17 protein-coding genes and 1 pseudogene are annotated in these 20,124 nt (G+C 50.4%); 11 read left to right on the top strand and 7 right to left on the bottom strand.

Translation table 11 applies throughout. From position 1 onward, the window contains the following. Nucleotides 1-4: 4 nt before the first annotated feature. Nucleotides 5-1,486: an NADH-quinone oxidoreductase subunit M gene (locus tag AACR41_RS12155; RefSeq protein ID WP_030006362.1), complete on the bottom strand. Its 1,482-nt coding sequence runs from the start codon at nt 1,484-1,486 to the stop codon at nt 5-7. A gap of 54 nt (nt 1,487-1,540) precedes the next feature. Continuing rightward, a pseudogene (locus AACR41_RS12150) lies at nt 1,541-3,438 on the bottom strand (NAD(P)H-quinone oxidoreductase subunit F). A gap of 406 nt (nt 3,439-3,844) precedes the next feature. Between AACR41_RS12150 and AACR41_RS12145 the strand changes: the two are divergent. From AACR41_RS12145 to AACR41_RS12095, 11 genes are all read left to right on the top strand, one after another. Next, nucleotides 3,845-5,521, top strand: a complete 1,677-nt coding sequence (locus AACR41_RS12145; protein WP_045441591.1) for a SulP family inorganic anion transporter — start codon at nt 3,845-3,847, stop codon at nt 5,519-5,521. Between the two features lie 355 nt (nt 5,522-5,876). After that, nucleotides 5,877-6,188 (top strand): carbon dioxide-concentrating mechanism protein CcmK, encoded by a 312-nt coding sequence (locus tag AACR41_RS12140; protein ID WP_012307414.1) that lies wholly within the window; start codon nt 5,877-5,879, stop codon nt 6,186-6,188. Nucleotides 6,189-6,284: 96 nt separating this feature from the next. After that, nucleotides 6,285-6,623 (top strand): carbon dioxide-concentrating mechanism protein CcmK, encoded by a 339-nt coding sequence (locus AACR41_RS12135; protein WP_012307413.1) that lies wholly within the window; start codon nt 6,285-6,287, stop codon nt 6,621-6,623. Between the two features lie 35 nt (nt 6,624-6,658). Then, nucleotides 6,659-6,958 carry a EutN/CcmL family microcompartment protein gene (locus AACR41_RS12130; protein WP_012307412.1) on the top strand — a complete coding sequence of 100 codons (300 nt, stop codon included), beginning with the start codon at nt 6,659-6,661 and terminating at the stop codon, nt 6,956-6,958. 134 nt (nt 6,959-7,092) lie between these two features. Next, nucleotides 7,093-9,081: a ribulose bisphosphate carboxylase small subunit gene (locus AACR41_RS12125; RefSeq protein ID WP_030006360.1), complete on the top strand. Its 1,989-nt coding sequence runs from the start codon at nt 7,093-7,095 to the stop codon at nt 9,079-9,081. Nucleotides 9,082-9,183: 102 nt separating this feature from the next. Further along, the gene (locus AACR41_RS12120) at nt 9,184-9,891 is read left to right on the top strand and encodes a hypothetical protein (RefSeq protein WP_052349616.1); all 708 of its coding nucleotides are present in this window, start codon (nt 9,184-9,186) and stop codon (nt 9,889-9,891) included. A 472-nt stretch (nt 9,892-10,363) separates the two neighbouring features. Beyond that, nucleotides 10,364-11,779: a form I ribulose bisphosphate carboxylase large subunit gene (locus tag AACR41_RS12115; protein WP_012307409.1), complete on the top strand. Its 1,416-nt coding sequence runs from the start codon at nt 10,364-10,366 to the stop codon at nt 11,777-11,779. Nucleotides 11,780-11,847: 68 nt separating this feature from the next. After that, entirely contained in the window at nt 11,848-12,252 is a 405-nt protein-coding gene (locus AACR41_RS12110; protein WP_030006358.1) for a chaperonin family protein RbcX, read from the top strand. A 30-nt stretch (nt 12,253-12,282) separates the two neighbouring features. After that, nucleotides 12,283-12,618 carry a ribulose bisphosphate carboxylase small subunit gene (locus AACR41_RS12105; protein WP_012307407.1) on the top strand — a complete coding sequence of 112 codons (336 nt, stop codon included), beginning with the start codon at nt 12,283-12,285 and terminating at the stop codon, nt 12,616-12,618. Nucleotides 12,619-12,802: 184 nt separating this feature from the next. Next, nucleotides 12,803-13,207: an NIL domain-containing protein gene (locus AACR41_RS12100; RefSeq protein ID WP_030006356.1), complete on the top strand. Its 405-nt coding sequence runs from the start codon at nt 12,803-12,805 to the stop codon at nt 13,205-13,207. A 220-nt stretch (nt 13,208-13,427) separates the two neighbouring features. Further along, entirely contained in the window at nt 13,428-14,672 is a 1,245-nt protein-coding gene (locus AACR41_RS12095; protein ID WP_030006355.1) for an MFS transporter, read from the top strand. A 101-nt stretch (nt 14,673-14,773) separates the two neighbouring features. Here AACR41_RS12095 and AACR41_RS12090 read toward each other — a convergent pair whose 3' ends face one another. The 5 genes from AACR41_RS12090 to AACR41_RS12070 all read right to left on the bottom strand — a co-directional run bounded on the left by AACR41_RS12090 (nt 14,774) and on the right by AACR41_RS12070 (nt 20,105). Beyond that, nucleotides 14,774-15,337, bottom strand: coding sequence for a Uma2 family endonuclease (locus AACR41_RS12090; RefSeq protein WP_012307403.1), 564 nt, complete (start codon nt 15,335-15,337; stop codon nt 14,774-14,776). Between the two features lie 55 nt (nt 15,338-15,392). Next, a complete protein-coding gene (locus AACR41_RS12085; RefSeq protein ID WP_030006354.1) occupies nt 15,393-16,250 on the bottom strand; it encodes a methyltransferase domain-containing protein in 858 nt (285 codons plus the stop codon). An 11-nt stretch (nt 16,251-16,261) separates the two neighbouring features. Further along, on the bottom strand, nt 16,262-16,993 hold the full coding sequence (locus AACR41_RS12080; protein WP_012307401.1) for a DUF2232 domain-containing protein: 732 nt from the start codon (nt 16,991-16,993) through the stop codon (nt 16,262-16,264). A 51-nt stretch (nt 16,994-17,044) separates the two neighbouring features. Beyond that, nucleotides 17,045-17,755, bottom strand: a complete 711-nt coding sequence (locus tag AACR41_RS12075) for a Crp/Fnr family transcriptional regulator (protein WP_045441586.1) — start codon at nt 17,753-17,755, stop codon at nt 17,045-17,047. A 139-nt stretch (nt 17,756-17,894) separates the two neighbouring features. Then, entirely contained in the window at nt 17,895-20,105 is a 2,211-nt protein-coding gene (locus tag AACR41_RS12070; RefSeq protein ID WP_052349614.1) for a PP2C family protein-serine/threonine phosphatase, read from the bottom strand. Between the last annotated feature and the right edge of the window lie 19 nt (nt 20,106-20,124).

The raw sequence follows: 20,124 nt of genomic DNA, 5'->3' as shown, positions 1-20,124 counted from the left end.
ACTTTTACTTTAAAGAAATTTCAATAGCCGTCGGGGATGCCACCAAGGCCGCCGTGTCGATCTCACTCCAGCGCACCAGCCACTGGGGCTGCAACCCAAAGACGAACAGCAATATCACTAACATAACCGCCGGAAACTGATCCGCCCAATTGACTGGGGACATATTCGTCAGTTCTGGGGTCAAGCGGCCAAAAAAGACCTTATTAATCATCAGCAGAAAATACACCGCCGTGAGACCTGTCCCCACCATACACAGGAGAGTCGCCACTGGATACACCGGAAAGCTGCCCCGAAAAACGAGGAATTCAGCGATAAAGCCCGCCATTCCCGGCAAACCCGCACTGGCCATGACTCCTAGGATCATCAAACTACCCGTCAAAGGCAGACCCCGTTCTGGGGTGAGCAGTCCTCGCAGATAATCGACATCCCGACTGCCCGTTTTTTTGTAGACAATGCCCACTAACAAAAAGAGCAGCCCAGAGATCAAACCATGGCTGACCATCTGGATTTCTGCCGCTGCCAAACTTAAGGGGGTCGCCGCCGCCGCCGCCAGCAGAATAAACGCCATGTGGGCAATGGAGGAATAAGCCACCACTTTTTTCATGTCTTTTTGGGCGATCGCACAGGAAGCCCCATACAAGGCACTGATCGCCGCCCAGATCGCCAACCAAGGGGCCACGACAGCCCAAGCCAGGGGAAATAAACCAATGCCAAACTTCAGCAGGCCGTAGGTACCAACTTTGAGGAGCACCCCCGCCAAAATCACCGATACAGGGGTAGACGCTTCGACGTGGGCATCCGGGAGCCAGGTATGGAAAGGCAGAAACGGAATTTTGATCCCAAAGCCCACCAAAATGCCGCCGAGGAGAACTAATTGGGTCGTCAGGGGCAGTAGATCGCTATGGAGAGCGCTGTAAGCGAAAGTATTGGCTCCTGTAAGAAAAGCCAGACCCAAGAAAGAAGCCAGAATTAAAATCCCAGAAACTGCCGTATAAAGCAAAAACTTGATAGCGGCATAGCCCCGTTTTTTGCCGCCCCAAATCGCAATGAAGAAGTACAGGGGAATAATTTCAATTTCGTAGAACAAGAAAAAGAGGAGCACATCCTGAGCTAAAAACGCCCCATTGACACTCGCCTGCAAGATCAAGAAGAGAGCGTAATAAAAGCGGGGACGTTGCAGATCCTTGGGGCTAATCCAGAGGGCCACTAGGGTCAGCAGGGCATTGAGGGCGAGAAGAGGTAAAGATAAACCGTCAACACCGAGATCATAGTTCAGGCCCAACCACTCAATCCAAGGGTAATGTTCGACAAATTGGAGGCCGGCGATCGCCACATCATAATGGAGCCCCAGCCAAGCTGTCCAAACAAAAACGAGGGCAGCCGCTCCCAGGGCCATCGTCCGGGAAAACTGATTTTTTTCTCCCTGGGGGAGTATCGCCACCAACAGAGCTCCGACCAAGGGCAGCCAAATTAAGGCACTCAGCATTCTTTCCTCCAAAATTCACAAAAAAGCAGATTTAACAACAAAGGGGGAAACTCCTTAGGCCAACTGATTCGACCAAAAATCCTTAATCATCGTCCATTGACCCGTGGCCATAAACCAGACTAGGCCGAGGATCATCCCTAAAACAATCGTCAAAACATAGAATTGAGACTGTCCCGAAACGTTGTAACGTAGAGCGCTTCCACTAAAAAGTGTCGCCAAACCTGTCAAGTTGACAAAGCCATCCACAACGTAGCGATCAAACCAAGCGGCGAGTTTTGAAAGGGTTGTGACCAGCCAAACCACAGTCACGTTGTAAATGCGGTCAATGTAAAAATCGTAGGCCAACAAATCCTGCAAAAAGCGCAGATAAAGTTGTCGGGGGCGACTCAGGGAAGGATTCAAAGTAATCGTTAGACCAGCGACTAAGCCGAGGCCCCCCGCGATCATCAGTGCAGGTATTGCTAAAGTCACGATGAGCGGCCGTTCAACAAGGGTCGGCAGGGATGGGTTAAAGAGCAATTGCCATTGGTGCAAAAAGAAGGGCACCATCAGGGTCATCAGGATCAAACTCACCATGGGCACAGCCATTTGCCAGACCACCTCAGGCGATCGCCGCGTTTTTGGCTTGGGGGCACCGAGGAAAACAGAACGAAAGACCCTGGTCAGATTAAAGCTGGAACAAAAGTTTACCCCCACGAGGAGCAGCACGAGCCACGGGGGTGTATCCCAAAAACCATCGACCCAACGGCGCATCGTCCAAAACGTCCCCAGGGGAAAGAGGCACACAAGCCCCGCTGACCCCACCACAAAGGCACTGGTAGTCGCCGGCATCCGTGACCAGAGGCCACCCATTTCCGTAATATTTTGACCGTGGGTATTGAGAATAACTGCACCAATGCTCATAAACAAGAGGGCTTTGGCGATCGCATGGGTCAACAAGAGCAATAGGGCAATGTCGACTTGATTTAACCCCACCGCAATAAACACCAAACCAAGGTAAGCACTGGTGGAATGGGATAAGGCCCGCTTAATATCAATTTGGGCCAGGGCGACCAATGAAGCCCCAACCGTGGTTAGAGTACCGATAATGATTAAGGCATCGGATGTGATCGGCGTAATCGTAAAGACTGGCTCCATTTTGAGCAGCACATAAGCCCCCGCAGAAACCACCACCGAGTTACGAATAATCCCCGCTGGGTTTGGCCCTTCCATCGCTTCATCAAGCCAGAGGTTCAACGGGAACTGGGCACATTTGCCAATCGGCCCGGAAATGAGCGCAAGGCCCACAAGACTGGCTTCCCAGGGGGTAAGGGGGGATTCGCTGCCCAAGTCTCTAGTTCACTAAAAGTTAGCCCCGTACCATAGCTGGATAGGGCGACAATGCCCATCAAGAGCAAGATATCACCCACCCGTTTGGTCAAAAAAGCATCCCTAGCCGCTGTCACGACCAGGGGTTGGGCATACCAAAAACCAACCAATAGATAAGTAGAAAGGGTCAGTACTTCCAACAGACCGTAACTCAAGAGCAAGGAGTCACTGATGGCCAGCCCCGATAGGGCCGCCTCAAAAAAGCCCATCAAGCCATAGAAACGGGCAATAGACCAATCCTTTTCTAGGTACCCAAGGCCGTAGAGTTGAGCCATGAAACAAATGCCAGTAACCAGTTCCATTGCGCCGAGGTTAACCGGAGAAATTTCAATAACCAGAGAAAGGTTTAGATCGGCAACCTGGAGCCACTCCAGTGATAGTTGTTGGGGGGGCATGTTCCAAAGGGAAGCGAAGGCAAAGGAACCATGCAAAAGACCCAAAAAGGTCATAATCAGGTTGAGGTAGGCAGCAGGTCGAGGCCCGGTGCGCCGAATTAACCCGAGGGACCAAGGCAAGGTCAAGAGTGCCCCCGTAATTCCGTAGACTGGAACTAGCCATACGCTTTGTAAAAGAAATTCACTCATGGAGGGTGTCTAGAAAATCACAACAGAAGGTTGGTTGGCATTGGGTAGATTGGCCAGAAAATATTTCAAATCGTCGGTCTACAGTCTTTGTAAGAGAGTGTAATCGATTAGATGGCGATTTCCCAAAGGTTTGAGGCTTTTTTGTGGTGATAGCGATGCTTAATTGACATAGCGTTAAGAAATAATAATTTGGCGATCGCCTACATGGTTTTGTTAATTATTAAGTCGAAATGTCAGCCTTTGCCGACCCTTTGATGTTTCTTAAAATTCAGCCGAGGGGAACCACTTCTATGATTGGCGTAGTGGCTGTTGACCGTCAATTTGAAATTCTAAAAAGATAACTTTGAGTTGATGCCCAGCGGGCCGCTTTCCCGTCACCAACTCATTCGTTGGAGTAAACCTCTCCATGGCATCAATCGCAAATATCGGGCATTGGATCTCCCGCCCAACCTTTAGACATTGGCGTGGTGATTTTTTTGGGGGGCTAACGGCGGCCATTGTCGCACTCCCCCTTGCCCTTGCCTTTGGGGTTTCTTCCGGAGCCGGGGCAATCGCCGGAATGTATGGGGCCATTTGTACTGGATTTTTTGCCGCGTTGTTTGGGGGAACCCCAGCCCAGATCACGGGACCTACGGGGCCGATGACGGTGGTGATGGCAACGGTTTTTACCGCCGCCGCGAAGACCGCTGATGATCCGGCCACAGGCCTGGCGATCGCCTTCACCGTGGTTATGCTGGGGGGTCTCTTTCAGATCCTTCTAGGCATCCTGCGCCTGGGAAAATACATCACCCTGATTCCCTACACCGTCATTTCTGGGTTTATGTCTGGGATTGGTGTGATCATTATTGTGCTTCAGTTTGGCCCCCTACTTGGTTATCCCGGCGGTGCCAATATTTTGGGGGCCGTTCAAGAAATTCCCTACGATCTAACCCATCCTTACCTCGGGGCCACGGCCCTGGGCCTTCTGACTTTGGCGATTGTATTTGCTTCACCGGCCCGACTCAATCGTCTTGTCCCCTCTCCTCTCCTGGCTCTGGTCATCTGCACGATTTTATCTCTGTTAATTCCCAATCCTGACTTGGCGCGCATTGGTGACATTCCCCAGGGTTTTCCGACCCTCCATTGGCCCTACTTCAGCCTGCCTCTGTTGCGTCAAATGCTCGGTTATGGCGTGATCCTCGGCACCCTAGGCGCCATTGATTCCCTTCTGACCTCTTTAGTTGCGGACAATATCACCCGTACCCAGCACGACTCCGACCAAGAATTAATCGGCCAAGGCATTGGCAATTTTCTCTCCGGCTTTGTGGGAGGACTACCGGGGGCTGGGGCAACGATGCGGACAGTGATCAATGTGCGCTCTGGGGGCAAAAGCAACCTTGCAGGTATGCTCCATGCTCTGGTGTTATTGGTGATTTTACTTGGGGCGGCCCCCCTCACGGCCCCTATCCCCCATGCGGTCTTAGCGGGCATTTTGATTAAGGTGGGCATTGACATTATTGATTGGAGTTTCTTGAAACGGGCCCACAAAATTTCCTGGAAAGCGACGGGATTAATGTATGGTGTTTTATTATTAACCGTCTTTGTCGATTTGATCACGGCAGTGGCGGCAGGGGTCTTTGTGGCGAATCTCCTGACGGTCAAAAGCCTCACGGATTTGCAAATGCAGCGGCTAGAAACCATCACTGCTGGGGCCGATACAAGTACGTTAAATGAGCGCGAACGGGAACTGTTACACCAGGCCCAGGGGCACATTATTCTTTTTTGTTTAGGTGGCCCCATGAGCTTTGGGGCGGCGAAAGGGATTGCCCAACGGATGGCCATTGTTGAAAAATACGAGGTTTTGATTTTAGACCTCAGTGAGGTACCCCGGATGGGAGTGACGGCCTCCCTGGCGGTGGAGACGATGATCCGGGATGCCCACGGTCGGGGACGGGAAGTGTTTTTAGTGGGGGCCATGGGCCAGGTACGCGATCGCCTGAGGAAATTAGAAGTGTTAAAGTTGCTGCCACCCCGCAATCGTGTAACAAATCGTTTAGATGCGCTCCAACAGGCGATCGCCTTCATTCAGCAGCGAAAAGCTTAGTCCTCTGACCTTTGGGCAACTTCTTCTAGAAACCCCTGTCTATTTAAACGATGAAGCATTGACTCTACTTAACCTTGGTATTACGAAATATCATTGCAGTTTATGTTGTCAAAGGTGCCATTGTTGCTTATGCTCTTCATAGCTTGCCAAAATCAAAATTAGTAACAAACGCGATTCTTGGCGATCGCCTTGTCCACTATAAAGCCTGTAAAGGACCCTAACCCCTGCGCAGAGGCAAGTAGTCGGTCTTTATGCCGCTTCCGTTATCCCAACTAGAAGCAGACCAAACTCCCAGGGGGACGCCTGTTCCTTAGTATTTTTAAGACATTAAGCTTGATAAGCGAGGATAAATTAGATGCCTATTGCAGTTGGAATGATTGAAACCCGCGGTTTCCCCGCAGTTGTAGAAGCTGCTGACGCGATGGTAAAAGCCGCCCGTGTAACCCTCGTTGGTTACGAAAAAATCGGTAGTGGCCGCGTTACTGTGATTGTCCGTGGTGATGTTTCTGAAGTCCAAGCCTCCGTTTCCGCTGGCATTGAGAGCGCCAACCGTGTCAATGGTGGTGAAGTGCTTTCTACCCACATCATCGCCCGTCCCCACGAAAACCTCGAATACGTCTTGCCGATTCGCTACACCGAAGAAGTAGAACAATTCAGAACCTATTAACCCTGGGACAGAGGGGCGATCGCCATTCTTTTTTCGGTCACGCATCCTCTGTGATTTCCAGAAACTATTAATTAAAAGCAAGAGGAGAAAAACTCAATGTCTATTGCAGTCGGAATGGTAGAAACCCTCGGTTTCCCCGCAGTTGTAGAAGCTGCTGACGCGATGGTAAAAGCCGCCCGTGTAACCCTCGTTGGTTACGAAAAAATCGGTAGTGGCCGCGTTACCGTAATTGTCCGTGGTGATGTTTCTGAAGTCCAAGCTTCCGTTTCTGCCGGTACTGATAATGTCAGCCGCGTCAACGGTGGCCAAGTGCTTTCTACCCACATCATCGCCCGTCCCCACGAGAACCTCGAATACGTTCTGCCGATCCGGTACACCGAAGCCGTAGAACAGTTTCGTGAAAGCGTGAATCCCCAACCTCTGAGAAGAGTGTAATTTTTTAATAAAAAAATTTTTAGTTATAAATTTTCATGCAAATTGCCAAAGTACGTGGCACTGTCGTCAGCACCTACAAAGCAGAAAGCCTCCGGGGGATTAAATTTTTGCTCGTTCAATTTATAGATGAACAGGGTCAGCCCCTTCCTAAATATGAAGTGGCAGGAGATCTCGTAGGCGCTGGCGTCAATGAATGGGTTTTGGTCAGTCGTGGTGGTGCTGCCCGTACCGAAACGGGAATGGAGGGAAGACCCCTAGATGCGATGGTCATTGGCATCATTGATACGGTCAACGTCGATAATCGTTCCCTTTACAGCAAGAAAGATGCAGGCTAAATGGTCTGAATCCTTTCCAGCCGGACTACCCAAAGTCAATGCGTGGCTCGTTTGGTAATCTCAAGCAATTTATGGCGGATGGTTAAAAGCTAGCGAGAGAAGCAATCAATGACATTGAGAGGAGGGATTGATTCATGGTAGTCCGCAGTACCGCGGCTCCCCCAACACCTTGGTCTAAGGACTTAGCTGAACCAAAGATTCACGAAAGTGCCTATGTGCATTCTTTCTCGAATTTAATTGGTGATGTCACAGTTTGCGAACATGTGCTCATTTCTCCGGGAACGTCTATTCGGGCAGATGAGGGCGCACCTTTCCATATCGGGGCAGCAACCAATATCCAAGATGGCGTTGTGATCCATGGTTTGGAGCAGGGCCGTGTCGTTGGGGCAGATGGCCATGACTATTCTGTCTGGATTGGCGATCGCAGCTGTATTACCCACATGGCCCTTGTCCATGGTCCCGCCTACATTGGCAACGATTGCTTTGTTGGTTTTCGTTCCACGGTGTTTAATGCCCGCATCGGCGATGGTTGCGTCATCATGATGCACGCCCTCGTTCAAGATGTGGACATTCCCCCCGGCAAGTATGTGCCTTCGGGAGCTGTGATTACGAACCAGCAGCAGGTGGAGCGCCTCTCCAATGTGACCGAGGCCGATCGCGCCTTTGCCAAACAGGTGGTGGAAATCAATGAAGCATTACGGGAGGTCTCCCCAGGGGCCACTAATAATGGTTCACGGATTGCTGCCAACCAGCAACCAACCCCCTCTTCTTCTACAAATACAAGCGGTACTAGCGAACATCAATCGGTGGGAAATATGAGTTTAAACGGAGATCTTTACAATCAGGTGCGTGGCCTTGCCGCCCAAGGGTGCACCTTCACCGCAGAATATGCCAACAAGCGGCGCTTCAAAACCAAATCTTGGTTGAGTGCTGGTTTTGTCGAAGGTCATTCTGCCGATCAAATCATTGGTAACTTGAACCGGGTGCTGGCTGATCACGCCGGAGAATATGTCCAGTTAATCGCTGTGGCTCCCAATAGCAAATCAAGGGCGGCAGAAATTGTTGTGCAACGTCCAGGCGATAGCGCCCCAGTCCAAACATCGACAACGGCTAGCTACAGCAACAACGGCAACCGCAGCAACGGCACCAGTGCGGGAAGTCAAGCGGCAGCGGTTGGGGGCGATTTAACGTCTCAGATCCATGCTTTAGCGTCCCAGGGCTGTAGCTTTACGGCAGAACACGCCAATACCCGTCGTTTTAAGACGCAATCTTGGTTAAGCGCTGGTTTTGTCGAAGGTCATTCTGCGGAACAAATCATTGCCAACGTTAATGGCTTGTTGGGTCAATATCCCAATGAGTATGTGCAAGTCATTGCCGTTGACCCCCATAGCAAGTCTCGGGTAGCGGAATTAATCGTCCAGCGTCCTGGGGAAACGGGGACTCTATCTACTAAAGCAACAGCCTCCTCCGCCCGTCGCAGTGGCAACAAGGTGGTTAACACGGCCTCTGGTGGTGATGTGGCAGGGCAAATCGCGGCTCTGGCTTCCCAGGGTTGTAGCTTTACGGCAGAACACGCCAGCACCCGCCGTTTTAAAACCCAGTCTTGGCTAGGGGCAGGCTTTGTTGAGGGCCATTCTGCCAATCAGATTTTGGCAAATATCCAGGCGATCGCCGCCCAGTTCCCCAACGAATATGTCCAGTTAATCGCCGTTGACCCCAACTCCAAAACACGGGCCGCAGAGATCATCATCCAACGCCCTGGCAACAATGCGCCTGTCCAGACAGCAACCGCAACCAGTAGTTTTTCGGGAGGCACGAAAGCAGCCCCAAGCAGCAATGGTTTCGGGGGTCACAGTAGCGGGAGTCTCAGTGGGGACGTGGTTTCTAAAGTCCGTTCGCTTTTGATGCAAGGCTACAAGATTGGAACAGAACACGCCGATAAGCGCCGTTTCCGGGTTAAGTCCTGGAGTAGCTGTGGCACCATTGACAGCACCCAAGAGGCAGAAGTTTTACGTCACCTCGAAGGTTGTCTCCAGGAGCACAGTGGCGAATATGTCCGCATGATTGGTGTCGATGAAGCGGCTAAACGACGGGTGCTTGAGGAAATTATCCAACGCCCCTAGGTTGTGTAACGCGACCACTTCGTTATGGGGGAGAAAACGAATGTCTATCCCCCAACCCTTACCCCACCTGTGATTAATTGAATCACCGTTGACAAAATCATTGTGACTTTCCAGGCAATTACCCATCCAGATATTCAAATTAATGGCGATGTAAGGATTCATCCCCGTGCGGTTATTGCCCCCGGTGTTATTCTGCAAGCAACCGAAGGCAATTATGTGGCGATCGCCGCTGGTGCTTGTATTGGTGCAGGTGCGATTATCCAGGCCCATGGCGGCAACATCGAGATCCATGCCGGCGCGATTATCGGGGCAGGCTGCTTGATCATTGGCCAATGCTCAGTGGGAGAAAATGCCTGCTTAGGCTATGGCTCCACCCTATTTCAAGCGGCGATCGCCGCCGCCGCAATTCTCCCGCCCCAAAGCCTCATTGGCGATCCGTCCCGCCAAGAAACTACCGCTTCTTACCAGACTCAACCGTCAAAACCCGCGAATCAATCGACAACCCAACCCCTCGATCCTTGGCAAGCAGAAGACACAACCAACCAGACTGCCACAACTTTTTCGCCACCAGGGCGATCGCCCACTAGCAGCAGCAATCGTCCCAATGTCCAGCCCCCACCAGAAGCAGGATCCCCTCCAACTGAAACACCAAACACCGAAGTGATGCCGACGGTTCCAGAATCAAAGGAATCCCTAGAATCGGGCGAAAAAACACCAGTTGTCGGGCAAGTTTATATCAATCAACTATTAATGACCCTATTCCCTCACCAAAATTCTCTCAATACCCCAAATCCACCAGATGAGCCTTAGCCTCACAAAACTTTCATGATTTCTTGAGTGAAAATTAAATGTTTAAAGTTCTTAAAGGAGATTGTTGAGAAACATAAATACTTAATTCATCTCACCTGAACGCTTTCCCTCTCTAAAGATCCCGACAGAAAACGGTTTTAGCCCAATGTCTCATTAGGTAGCATGGCTGAATTCGAGCGGGATTTTATGGCTTTTTTAGGTATTTTTGTAAGGGTAAAATAGGCCCATTAAACAGCATTAGAAATGCTAATCAGCCCAAAAAACAAAAGCAATCTTTTTTTGTTGCTAAAAGATAAAAATAAGTCGAGGCTGTGGTAACATATCCCACAGATTAAAGAAAGTCATAAGACTTGAATCTTCAGAATTTTAAAAAGCAGTTTTGCCAACGTAAGATTTTTGAAGTTTTCGACCAACGATACCGTTACTGGTATTTGTCTGTTAAAGATAAGCATTTTTGCTGGAGGAAAACCGCATGGTTCAGACCAAATCTGCTGGGTTTAATGCCGGTGTACAGGACTACCGCCTGACTTACTACACCCCCGATTACACCCCGAAAGATACCGACTTACTCGCTTGTTTCCGGATGACTCCCCAACCTGGAGTCCCCCCCGAAGAATGTGCTGCGGCTGTTGCGGCTGAATCTTCTACCGGTACTTGGACCACTGTATGGACCGATGGTTTAACTGACCTCGACCGCTACAAGGGTCGTTGCTACAATGTTGAACCCGTTCCCGGTGAAGACAACCAATATTTCTGTTTCGTTGCTTACCCCCTCGATCTGTTTGAAGAAGGTTCTGTAACCAACGTTTTGACTTCCTTGGTTGGTAACGTATTCGGTTTTAAAGCGCTGCGTGCCCTGCGCCTCGAAGATATCCGCTTCCCCGTTGCGTTAATCAAAACTTACCAAGGGCCTCCCCACGGGATCACTGTAGAGCGTGACCTCCTCAACAAGTATGGTCGTCCTCTCCTCGGTTGTACGATTAAGCCGAAGCTCGGTCTGTCTGCGAAGAACTACGGTCGTGCGGTTTATGAATGTCTCCGTGGTGGTCTTGACTTCACCAAAGATGACGAAAACATCAACTCTCAGCCTTTCATGCGTTGGCGCGATCGCTTCCTGTTCGTTCAAGAAGCTATCGAAAAATCCCAAGCTGAAACCAACGAAGTTAAGGGTCACTACCTCAACGTCACCGCTGGCACTTGCGAAGAAATGCTCAAGCGGGCTGAATTCGCGAAGGAAATCGGCACGCCCATCATCATGCACGACTTCTTAACCGGTGGTTTCACTGCGAACACTACCCTGGCGAAGTGGTGCCGTGACAACGGTGTTCTGCTCCACATTCACCGGGCAATGCACGCGGTAATTGACCGTCAGAAGAACCACGGTATTCACTTCCGGGTTCTCGCTAAGTGTCTCCGCCTCTCCGGTGGTGACCACCTCCACTCCGGTACCGTTGTGGGTAAACTCGAAGGCGATCGCGCCGCAACCCTCGGTTTCGTAGACCTGATGCGTGAAGACTACGTTGAAGAAGATCGTTCTCGCGGTGTATTCTTCACCCAAGACTACGCTTCTCTCCCCGGCACCATGCCTGTGGCTTCCGGTGGTATCCACGTATGGCACATGCCTGCCCTCGTTGAAATCTTCGGCGACGATTCCTGCCTCCAGTTTGGTGGTGGTACCCTCGGTCACCCCTGGGGTAACGCACCTGGTGCAACTGCAAACCGTGTGGCTCTGGAAGCTTGTGTTCAAGCCCGTAACGAAGGTCGCAGCCTGGCCCGTGAAGGTAATGATGTCCTCCGTGAAGCAGGTAAGTGGTCGCCTGAATTGGCAGCCGCCCTCGACCTGTGGAAGGAAATCAAGTTCGAATTCGATACCGTTGACACTCTCTAAGCTCCTGATGAGCATCAGTGGATGGGGAAGTTTGTCACAATCTACCTATTCACTGATGATTTCCTCCCATGGAGTTTAAAAAAGTTGCGAAGGAAACGGCCATCACTTTGCAAAGCTATTTGACCTACCAAGCGGTGCGTCTGATTAGTCAGCAGCTAAGTGAAACCAATCCTGGACAGGCGATTTGGTTAGGGGAGTTCTCTAAACGTCATCCAATTCAGGAAAGTGATCTTTACCTCGAAGCGATGATGCTAGAAAACAAAGAGCTCGTCCTCAGAATCCTGACAGTGCGAGAAAATCTTGCGGAAGGAGTTCTGGAGTTTTTGCCAGAAATGGTCCTCAGCCAAATCAAGCAGTCCAATGGAAACCATCGCCGTTCTTTATTAGAGCGTTTAACTCAAGTTGATTCTTCATCAACTGATCAGACTGAACCTGACCTTGGTGAGTCTGATACTTCAGAAGATTCTGAATAAACTTTGATCCGATAAAGAGGACATAAATCAATGAAAACTTTACCTAAAGAAAAGCGTTACGAAACTCTTTCTTACTTGCCCCCCCTCAGCGACCAGCAAATCGCTCGCCAAGTCCAGTACATGATGGATCAAGGCTATATTCCTGGTATTGAGTTCGAAAAAGATCCGACTCCCGAACTTCACCACTGGACACTGTGGAAGCTGCCCCTTTTCAACGCAAGCTCTGCTCAAGAAGTACTCAACGAAGTGCGTGAGTGCCGTAGTGAATATTCTGACTGCTACATCCGTGTTGTTGGTTTCGACAACATCAAGCAGTGCCAAACTGTTAGCTTCATCGTTTACAAGCCCAACCAAACCCGTTACTAAGGTTTTGTCGGTTTTTGTGACCTGAATTTAATTTGAATCATGCGGAATGCGATCGCCTTAGGACGGTCGCATTTTTTTGTTTAAAATTGTCAGAATACACCACGAAAATTCTGTTGTAGGGGTTTACCATGGTAGACCCCTACCAAAATGATTATGGCGATAAGATTCGAGGGGAATTTTTAAGATGAAAAAACGCGTGACTCTGACATTTCCCCAGGACACGGTGCAAATGCCCGTCACCTATCGCTTGGCAAAGGATTTTAATATTGCGGCGAATATCATCCGCGCCCAGGTCGCCCCAAACCAAGTGGGCAAGTTAGTGGTGGAACTCCAGGGGGATATCGATGCCATTGAGATGGCCTTGGAATGGATGAAGGGCAAAGGTATTTTGGTATCCCTCGCCAGTAAAGAAATCATGATCAATGAGGAAATATGCGTTGATTGTGGCCTATGTACTGGGGTTTGTCCGACGGGAGCGCTATCCCTTGACCCCACAACGTTTCGACTAAAATTTACCCGCCAAAAATGTGTGGTTTGCGAACAGTGTTTACCCGCTTGTCCGGTGCAGGCGATCGCCACAAATTTTTAAGGTATCTTCCTCAAAAAAAGTGCTGTTAGCGGTGATGAAATCAACCCAAAGATTGCAATTGCTAATAGGAGTGATTATAAATTCTGTTGAAAAATGTGTTTAAAGGTAGAAACCATTGTGTTTTAAGCTTTTTGGGTCTGTTTTGAGCAATTGAGAAGATTATCCTAGGCCAGAACATCCCTTAGGATATTGTTAGAAATTCCTAACTTTTTAATTCTTCATGAAAAAACAGGCCAACGTTCAGCGTCACACAGAGCCCGCAGATCAGAATTTGCGGCTAAAAAGTCATGGCAATTTATTCTATTTATTGGCTGTGGCGGCGGGCTTGATTTTTTTGCAGGGTTACATGATTGCGCCTTTAATTCCCCGTTTATCGGAGATTTTTGGCGTTTCTGTCCAGGAAATTGGCTTTATTGTGCCGATTTATATGCTGTCCTACGCTGTAATGGCTCTTTTTTATGGCATTCTCTCGGATCGTTTTGGTCGTTGGGCAATTATTCAAGTTGCGCTAATTATTTTTGTAATTTGTACCGGGTTAACGGCGACATCCCAAAATCTGTCCCAATTAGCTACTTGGCGACTATTAACGGGCATTGGGGCCAGTGGCATTATTCCAATGACCTTTGCTCTAATTGGAGATCTGTTTCCCTTTGAGCGTCGGGGCGCAATGTTGGGTTTAATCTTTGCGGCAATGGAAGGGGGAATGGCTGCGGGTTCTGCTGGGGGCGCAATCCTAGAGCCGTTTATTGGCTGGCGGACTTTGTTCATCGGCACGGCGATCGCCGCTGGTTTAGTGCTGTGGCGACTGCAACCCTATGGTGCACTGTTTGACGAAGCCCCCCAGGAATCTCCTCCTTCGATCCAGCAAATCTTCCGGGGATACTGGCAGGTACTCCGCAGCTTTCGGGGCCAGCGCACCTATGCCTATGTCCTGTGGAATGGGATTTTCCATGCAGGGGTCTTTACTTGGTTGGGCCTTTATCTCTCGGAACGCTTCACCATGAGTCCCTTGAATATTGGTTTAACCATTTTGGGTTATGGGGTACCGGGCCTATTGCTAAGTGCTTGGATTGGGAAAGCGGTGGATCGTTGGGGACGACGCTGGTTAGTGCCGACAGGTCTGGTGATGGCGGCTCTGTCGGGTCTGGTGATGATCTTACCGATTACCCCTTGGATGACAACGGTGGCCGTGGTTATTTTGTCCATTGGCTATGATCTGACCCAACCGCTTTTTGTGGGCATCGTCACGGATTTGGGTGATGACGACAACCTCGGCCAAACCATGGGTCTCAAGGTTTTTACTCTCTTTACGGGATTTGGGATTGGTAGTTTGCTATTCGGAAAGCTACTCACCTGGGGCTTTGCCTGGGCCTTGGGGATTTTTGGTGGGTTCCAGTTGCTAGCGGGGATCTTCGCCTTGAGGTTTTTTTGGTGGGAAGTACCTTGGCGGCGATCGCCCCAGTAAGGGAATAATATCGCGCCTTGAATGCTGCTTTGAAAAGACTACTTTTTAGCTGATCACCTGAACCAAGCAATCAGCCTTGATTTTTTAACAAATTACCGGATTTATTCCAAAAGCCACCTAAAAATATCTTCGACCGTTAACTGGATTGCCTGGGCAAAAGATGGCATAGCAATTTGCTGAGTTGGCCCATCAAAAACCAATGTTTGCTGTTTGGGTTGATATACAAAAATTGTTCTTTCGGCAGGATCAATTAACCACCCCATTTCAGTGCCATGATCGAGACAGTGCAAGATATTTTTCGTGACTTTCGTTTGACTTTGATCCGGCGATAGAATTTCAATTGTCCAATCAGGAGCAAGCTGGAAAGCATTAGCAATCTCACCATTTTCATCCCGTACAATTCTTGCCCAAGTAAACACAGAAATATCAGGGACTGTAGAGCGATCGCCAAAGGTACAGCGCAGTTCAGAAAAGGCTCTTGCTATTTTTGAAGATCTCAACTTCAAGTTAATTGTTGAGGCCAACTCTGTTTGAATGGAACTATGCTTTCCTTGGGGCATTGGTTTTTGGATGATTTGGCCATTGATATACTCCCCCGCTGGTTTTGTTTCGGGTAATGAGAGGAATTCTGGGAGCGTTAATTGTTTTAAGGGAGTTTGAACCATCTCAAGATCTCCTGAAGAATATAGACCAAACGCGGTAAATTGAGCCCATGGGAATTTATGCTTTTGGTTTCGTGGCCTGCAGTAAACCATAGCGAATTAAACCCCGCCGAAAACCGCTTTTCATCAAGTCTAAGGCCAATGCCCCTTGCAGAGTTTGCCAGCCTGCTTTGAGAATGCCAAAAACTGCTTCTGGGGTGAGGGCAGAATCGATCACTTGATCCCAGAAGGGGGCCACGGCGGTAGACCAATCTGCTGTCTCGATATTTTCTAAACCACATTCGGTGGCGATCGCCTGATAATCTGGCAACGAAATCACATAGGGCAAGCAGTAAACCCGATACAAATCTTCGAGGTGCTTTTGCTCATCCGGGGTCAGGGTGCCCGCCACCGAATCCGTTGGTCGATGACACCACGTCGCCATTAATAACTTGCCACCCGGCTTGAGCACCCTTGTGCATTCCTGGAGAAACTGCCGCTTGTTAGGCATATGCTCGCCACTTTCGAGGGTCCAGACGAGGTCAAATTCCCCATCCCGAAAGGGCATATTCAACGCATCGGCTACTTTAAACTCAACCTGATCCTGTAAATTCTGTTCCGTTGCCCTGGCGATCGCCCGATTGGCCTGTACCGGAGAGAGGGTAATCCCAACGCCCTGCGCATTAAACTTATCAGCCAAATAAAGGGTACTGCCGCCAATACCACAGCCCACATCGACAAAATTTCCAACTTGTTCAACTTTGCCCCAGGCCAGAAATTCTTCAATTAATTCAATTTGTGCCTGCCGACGATTGAGCCGTTCTGTGCCCCCTAGACCATAGAAACCATGGTGCATATGTTCACCCCAGATCGATTCCCAGAGGGGACTAGACGCATCATAAAATTCGCGGATTTGCTGATACAGTTGCGCTCCCATAAACCTTAAGCCTATTCTTCATACTCAATTAACACCTGAACCCAGTGGGGCGGACGCGGAATCGAATTTCCTAAACGATCCAACATCAACAATGCCACCAGATGCACCACGAATAGGTATAACACACTATTAATAGTCAGCATGACCAGGGCCAAAAGCTGAATCACCAGTAAACTCGGTTGGGTCAACAGGCCCAGCTTGAGAAAGAGCCAATCCGCCATCTCCGAAATTTGCGAGATTACATAGACCCACAGGTCTTCGCCGAGTAGTAATGACAATAGCCACACCCGAAAGAAAAAGCCGAGGGTGCCCAAAATTGTCCCCAGGGTGACCGACCAATACCAAGACACCTGGCGTCGCCACATCCAACCCAATTGCACACCAATCAGACCATAGGGAATGGTGTAGATAATGCTACGGGTCGGCCCCATCAGAATCGACAATAGCAAGCTAGAGACGAGGGTTGACATCCACGCCGCCCGAGAACCCCAACGCAAATAGACCAAGGCAATGGGCAACGGAAAAAATAGTCGCAGCAATGGCCCAATGGGAAAGTAATAGTTAATCAGCCAAATTAAGCTGGCGGTACTGGCTAAAAAAGCCGTTTCGACTACCACCAAGGTTTTGCGATGTCTTGTCGCTGAGGTGGGAGCCGGTGGAGCAATAATATCTGGGTTATTGACCTGGGTAAGGGAGGAGCTTGGGGGTTGGGATGCTTGGGAATCTAAATCTACCCAATTCATATCCTCTGGAGAATTCTTTGGATCAGAAAAATGCTCAGTCACAGCGATCGCCTAATGGATGATGTCGTCGAGGGCACGCAGATTTGGGATAAACACAGCATCCGGGGTGCGCCTAATTAAACCCTTCTTTTCTAACTTAGTCAAAACCCGCGTGACTGTCTCCCGCGCCAGACCACTTAAACTACTCAGTTCCCGATGGGGCAGACTCGGAATGCGGATCTCCCCTTGGTCTGTGGCTTGTCCTTGACTTTCGGCCAAAAAGACCAGGATATCAGCGACTCGCGCCAGACTATTGGTTTCACGCACCTGGAGGCGACGGTTCACTTGGCGGAGACGTTTGGCCATCAGTTGGGCGAGACGGACTCCCACCAGAGGCTCTGTGTTTACCAATTCAACGAAGTCGGCGGCGGGGATACTACTAATGGTGGTGGCGGTCAGGGTGATCACATCAGTGGAACGGGTGGCTTCTTCGAGGGCGGCCATTTCGCCAAATAATTCCCCAGCGCCGAGGATATTCAGGGTAATTTCTTTGCCATCGAGATTGTAGGTGCGAATTTTCACCCAGCCCATCTGGATAAAGTAAACAGAACCGCCCCAGTCTTTTTCTAAAAGGATAATTTGGTTGGCTGGGAAGGGCCGCGTCACCAGATGGGCGATCGCCTTTTGTAGACTTGCCTCCGGTAGCCCCTGGAAAAAAGGCAACGCCTTGAGGAAGGTGCGGGCTGTGTCATCACTCACCGGATTCGTGGGGGATTCGGCCATAATTCTTGGGGCAAAGGGCAGAAGATGCTAGCTGCTGGTAGCGATAGTCCTGTCGAATGGCAGGGTCAGCAGAGCCACATGGGTCTTAAATCTCCCTCCATTATGCAATGCCTCCGGAAAATCGATAGCCCCAACATTTTTATTCCAGAGCAGATGGCACACAAGGGTTCGCGGCAGGCACCGTAAAATCAGGGGTTAATTGTCCCTCTAGGTCAGCAAGGGCCACCCAAGCATTATTGCCCTCGGTCAAAAGTTTGCGACTTGGAGGCGCGCTTTGATCGCCTTTTTGACAAAGTTTAAGCATCACTTGATTATCCCCATTGATTTGCTCGACCCGAAGAATACTGCCCCCCAAAATTAATAGCGGATCGGCGGTGGTGGTGGCGATCGCCTCTGGTGTGGCGTAGGCCGTGAGGGAACGATTTTCCTGGAGCTGAAAAATTTGATTTTTGCTCAGGGGTAAAGTCGTCTCCTCTGGTTCCCCTGCGGGCACTGTTACCGTTGGTGGATCTTCGGTGACATCCGTAATGGGGACAGGATTAATCGTTGGTGGTGTTGTGGAGGGAGAACTGCCTAGGGGTTCCCGCTGCCAACGTTGCCACAGTAAACTACCGACCCCCAACAAACACAGACACCCAACCAAAATCAGCAATAGACGACTGGGGGAATTTGCCGTTTTGCGTCCCCGGAGCCGAGACATTTGGGTTGCCACGGGGGGCGGCGCCTTGGGTTGAATAAAAGTTGATTGTAGTTGGGTGAGTTTCGGGTAAGGAATCGGCGTTTCGGGAACTTCTCCCTGCACTTTGACCTGGAGTAGGGCAATGGTGCTGTTGTCGTGGCCATTCTTGGTATTGGCAATTTCAATCAGGCGATCGCCCACCTGGGTCAGATCTTTTTGGCCTTGGATTAGGGGGGCGATTTCCGCTGCCCAATGGGCTTCTACTTGGCCATCATCACTGAGGCCGTCGGAACAAAGAAGATAAATCGCGTCTTGATCCAGCACCAGGGACGTTACGGTGGGGTGGAGGGAATGGGACGGATTCATCCCCAAAGCTTGCACCAAAGCCCCAGATCCAGGGTAGGCCAGGGCATCTTTGTAGAGGGCATAGCCAAGGCGGACTTCCCGGGAACCGAGGTCATCGTCATAGGTCAGTTGGTGGCAACTGGTGGTGGTGATGCGATAAATGCGGGAGTCCCCCACGTGGGTCAAGTAAAGTTCGGGGGCATGAACCCAGGCCATGACAACGGTGGTGCCCATGCGGTTCCGGTCTTGGCGATTTTCTTGGTCGTTGCGATCGCAAATTACATCGTTGGCCTGGAGCACGGCGGCGGCTAATTTTTCTTGGATCTGGGCGGCCTGCTCCGGCGGATGATCCGTGAGATTTTCCAGTTGGGTTTGCAGTTGCTCAATGGCGATCGCCGAGGCCACTTCCCCCTGTTCATGGCCACCAATGCCATCACAGACAATTGCTAGGGGCGCATCGGGATAAACTTTGCCGGGGGGCGGAAAACAGGCATCCTCATTGTGGTCACGGCTGGGGCCGGCGTCAGTTTTGGTATAGAGGCGGTAATGATATTCCAGGGGCGATCGCCCCAATTCCAAAACCCCCTGGCGCAAAATCCCATAGAGCTGCTGCGAATCTTGGATCTGGCCTTGGCTTAACCCCTGCTGGAGGCGATGACAAAAAGGTTGAATCACAGGGGCCACGGTTTCGAGTAACTCGGCCCACAAATTCCCCAGGCGCACCAAATTTAAGGGCTGGTTGGGTTCAAAGCGCAATTTTTGCACCTGAATAAGGCCCCCGTGGACAGCCCAGTCCCCTAGATAGTAAACACTCGGAACCACTCCATGTTCCACAAAATCTGGTAGCAGCGCCGCAATCTGCATCAGCCAGTTGAGTTGTTGCAGGGGAGTTGCGGTCTGCCAAGCTTCCGTGAGGGGCATAAATAAATTTGGCCAGCGGGGATAGCCGGTTTTGTCGAGGGCCACCGATGGATATTCCAGTAACCACCCTTCCTGGGGGGTCAACAGACCAAATACCTTGGGAATGTGGAGCAGATGGGTCGAGAGCCGTAGATAACTTTCGATGGCCGGGGGGAGCGTTTCGGTTAGTACCGGGGGCAATGCGGGCTTTGTATCTAAGAGAATATCTGGGGTTTCTGTCACCCAATAGCGATCGCCTTCCCCGACGAGGGTTTGGGGCATCAGGTTCAACTGGGGGGCCCCCACAACCCGCAGATAGCGCTTAACCACCGGCGCTTGGCAGAGGGGACAATGGGATTGGGCCAACGAAGCTACCCCTGGGCAGTCGTTTTTCCCGCAAGAAATCGTTACCTTAGAAATATCCATACATCTGTGCCTGAGGGGC

The organism is Picosynechococcus sp. NKBG042902 (assembly GCF_963864045.1).
In the GTDB taxonomy this organism is placed as follows: domain Bacteria; phylum Cyanobacteriota; class Cyanobacteriia; order Cyanobacteriales; family MRBY01; genus MRBY01.
The sequence above is the reverse complement of the archived record's forward strand: the minus strand, read 5'-3'. Positions and strand labels throughout refer to the sequence as shown.

Bases quoted from the DNA above. Each gene is read 5' to 3' on its own strand.
- AACR41_RS12155 (WP_030006362.1), bottom strand. From the start codon at position 1,486: ATGCTGAGTGCCTTAATTTGGCTGCCCTTGGTCGGAGCTCTGTTGGTG.
- AACR41_RS12070 (WP_052349614.1), bottom strand. From the start codon at position 20,105: ATGGATATTTCTAAGGTAACGATTTCTTGCGGGAAAAACGACTGCCCA.
- AACR41_RS12125 (WP_030006360.1), top strand. From the start codon at position 7,093: ATGGTAGTCCGCAGTACCGCGGCTCCCCCAACACCTTGGTCTAAGGAC.
- AACR41_RS12100 (WP_030006356.1), top strand. From the start codon at position 12,803: ATGAAAAAACGCGTGACTCTGACATTTCCCCAGGACACGGTGCAAATG.
- AACR41_RS12075 (WP_045441586.1), bottom strand. From the start codon at position 17,755: ATGGCCGAATCCCCCACGAATCCGGTGAGTGATGACACAGCCCGCACC.
- AACR41_RS12110 (WP_030006358.1), top strand. From the start codon at position 11,848: ATGGAGTTTAAAAAAGTTGCGAAGGAAACGGCCATCACTTTGCAAAGC.
- AACR41_RS12115 (WP_012307409.1), top strand. From the start codon at position 10,364: ATGGTTCAGACCAAATCTGCTGGGTTTAATGCCGGTGTACAGGACTAC.
- AACR41_RS12105 (WP_012307407.1), top strand. From the start codon at position 12,283: ATGAAAACTTTACCTAAAGAAAAGCGTTACGAAACTCTTTCTTACTTG.
- AACR41_RS12145 (WP_045441591.1), top strand. From the start codon at position 3,845: ATGGCATCAATCGCAAATATCGGGCATTGGATCTCCCGCCCAACCTTT.
- AACR41_RS12085 (WP_030006354.1), bottom strand. From the start codon at position 16,250: ATGGGAGCGCAACTGTATCAGCAAATCCGCGAATTTTATGATGCGTCT.
- AACR41_RS12090 (WP_012307403.1), bottom strand. From the start codon at position 15,337: ATGGTTCAAACTCCCTTAAAACAATTAACGCTCCCAGAATTCCTCTCA.
- AACR41_RS12140 (WP_012307414.1), top strand. From the start codon at position 5,877: ATGCCTATTGCAGTTGGAATGATTGAAACCCGCGGTTTCCCCGCAGTT.
- AACR41_RS12095 (WP_030006355.1), top strand. From the start codon at position 13,428: ATGAAAAAACAGGCCAACGTTCAGCGTCACACAGAGCCCGCAGATCAG.
- AACR41_RS12080 (WP_012307401.1), bottom strand. From the start codon at position 16,993: ATGAATTGGGTAGATTTAGATTCCCAAGCATCCCAACCCCCAAGCTCC.
- AACR41_RS12130 (WP_012307412.1), top strand. From the start codon at position 6,659: ATGCAAATTGCCAAAGTACGTGGCACTGTCGTCAGCACCTACAAAGCA.
- AACR41_RS12135 (WP_012307413.1), top strand. From the start codon at position 6,285: ATGTCTATTGCAGTCGGAATGGTAGAAACCCTCGGTTTCCCCGCAGTT.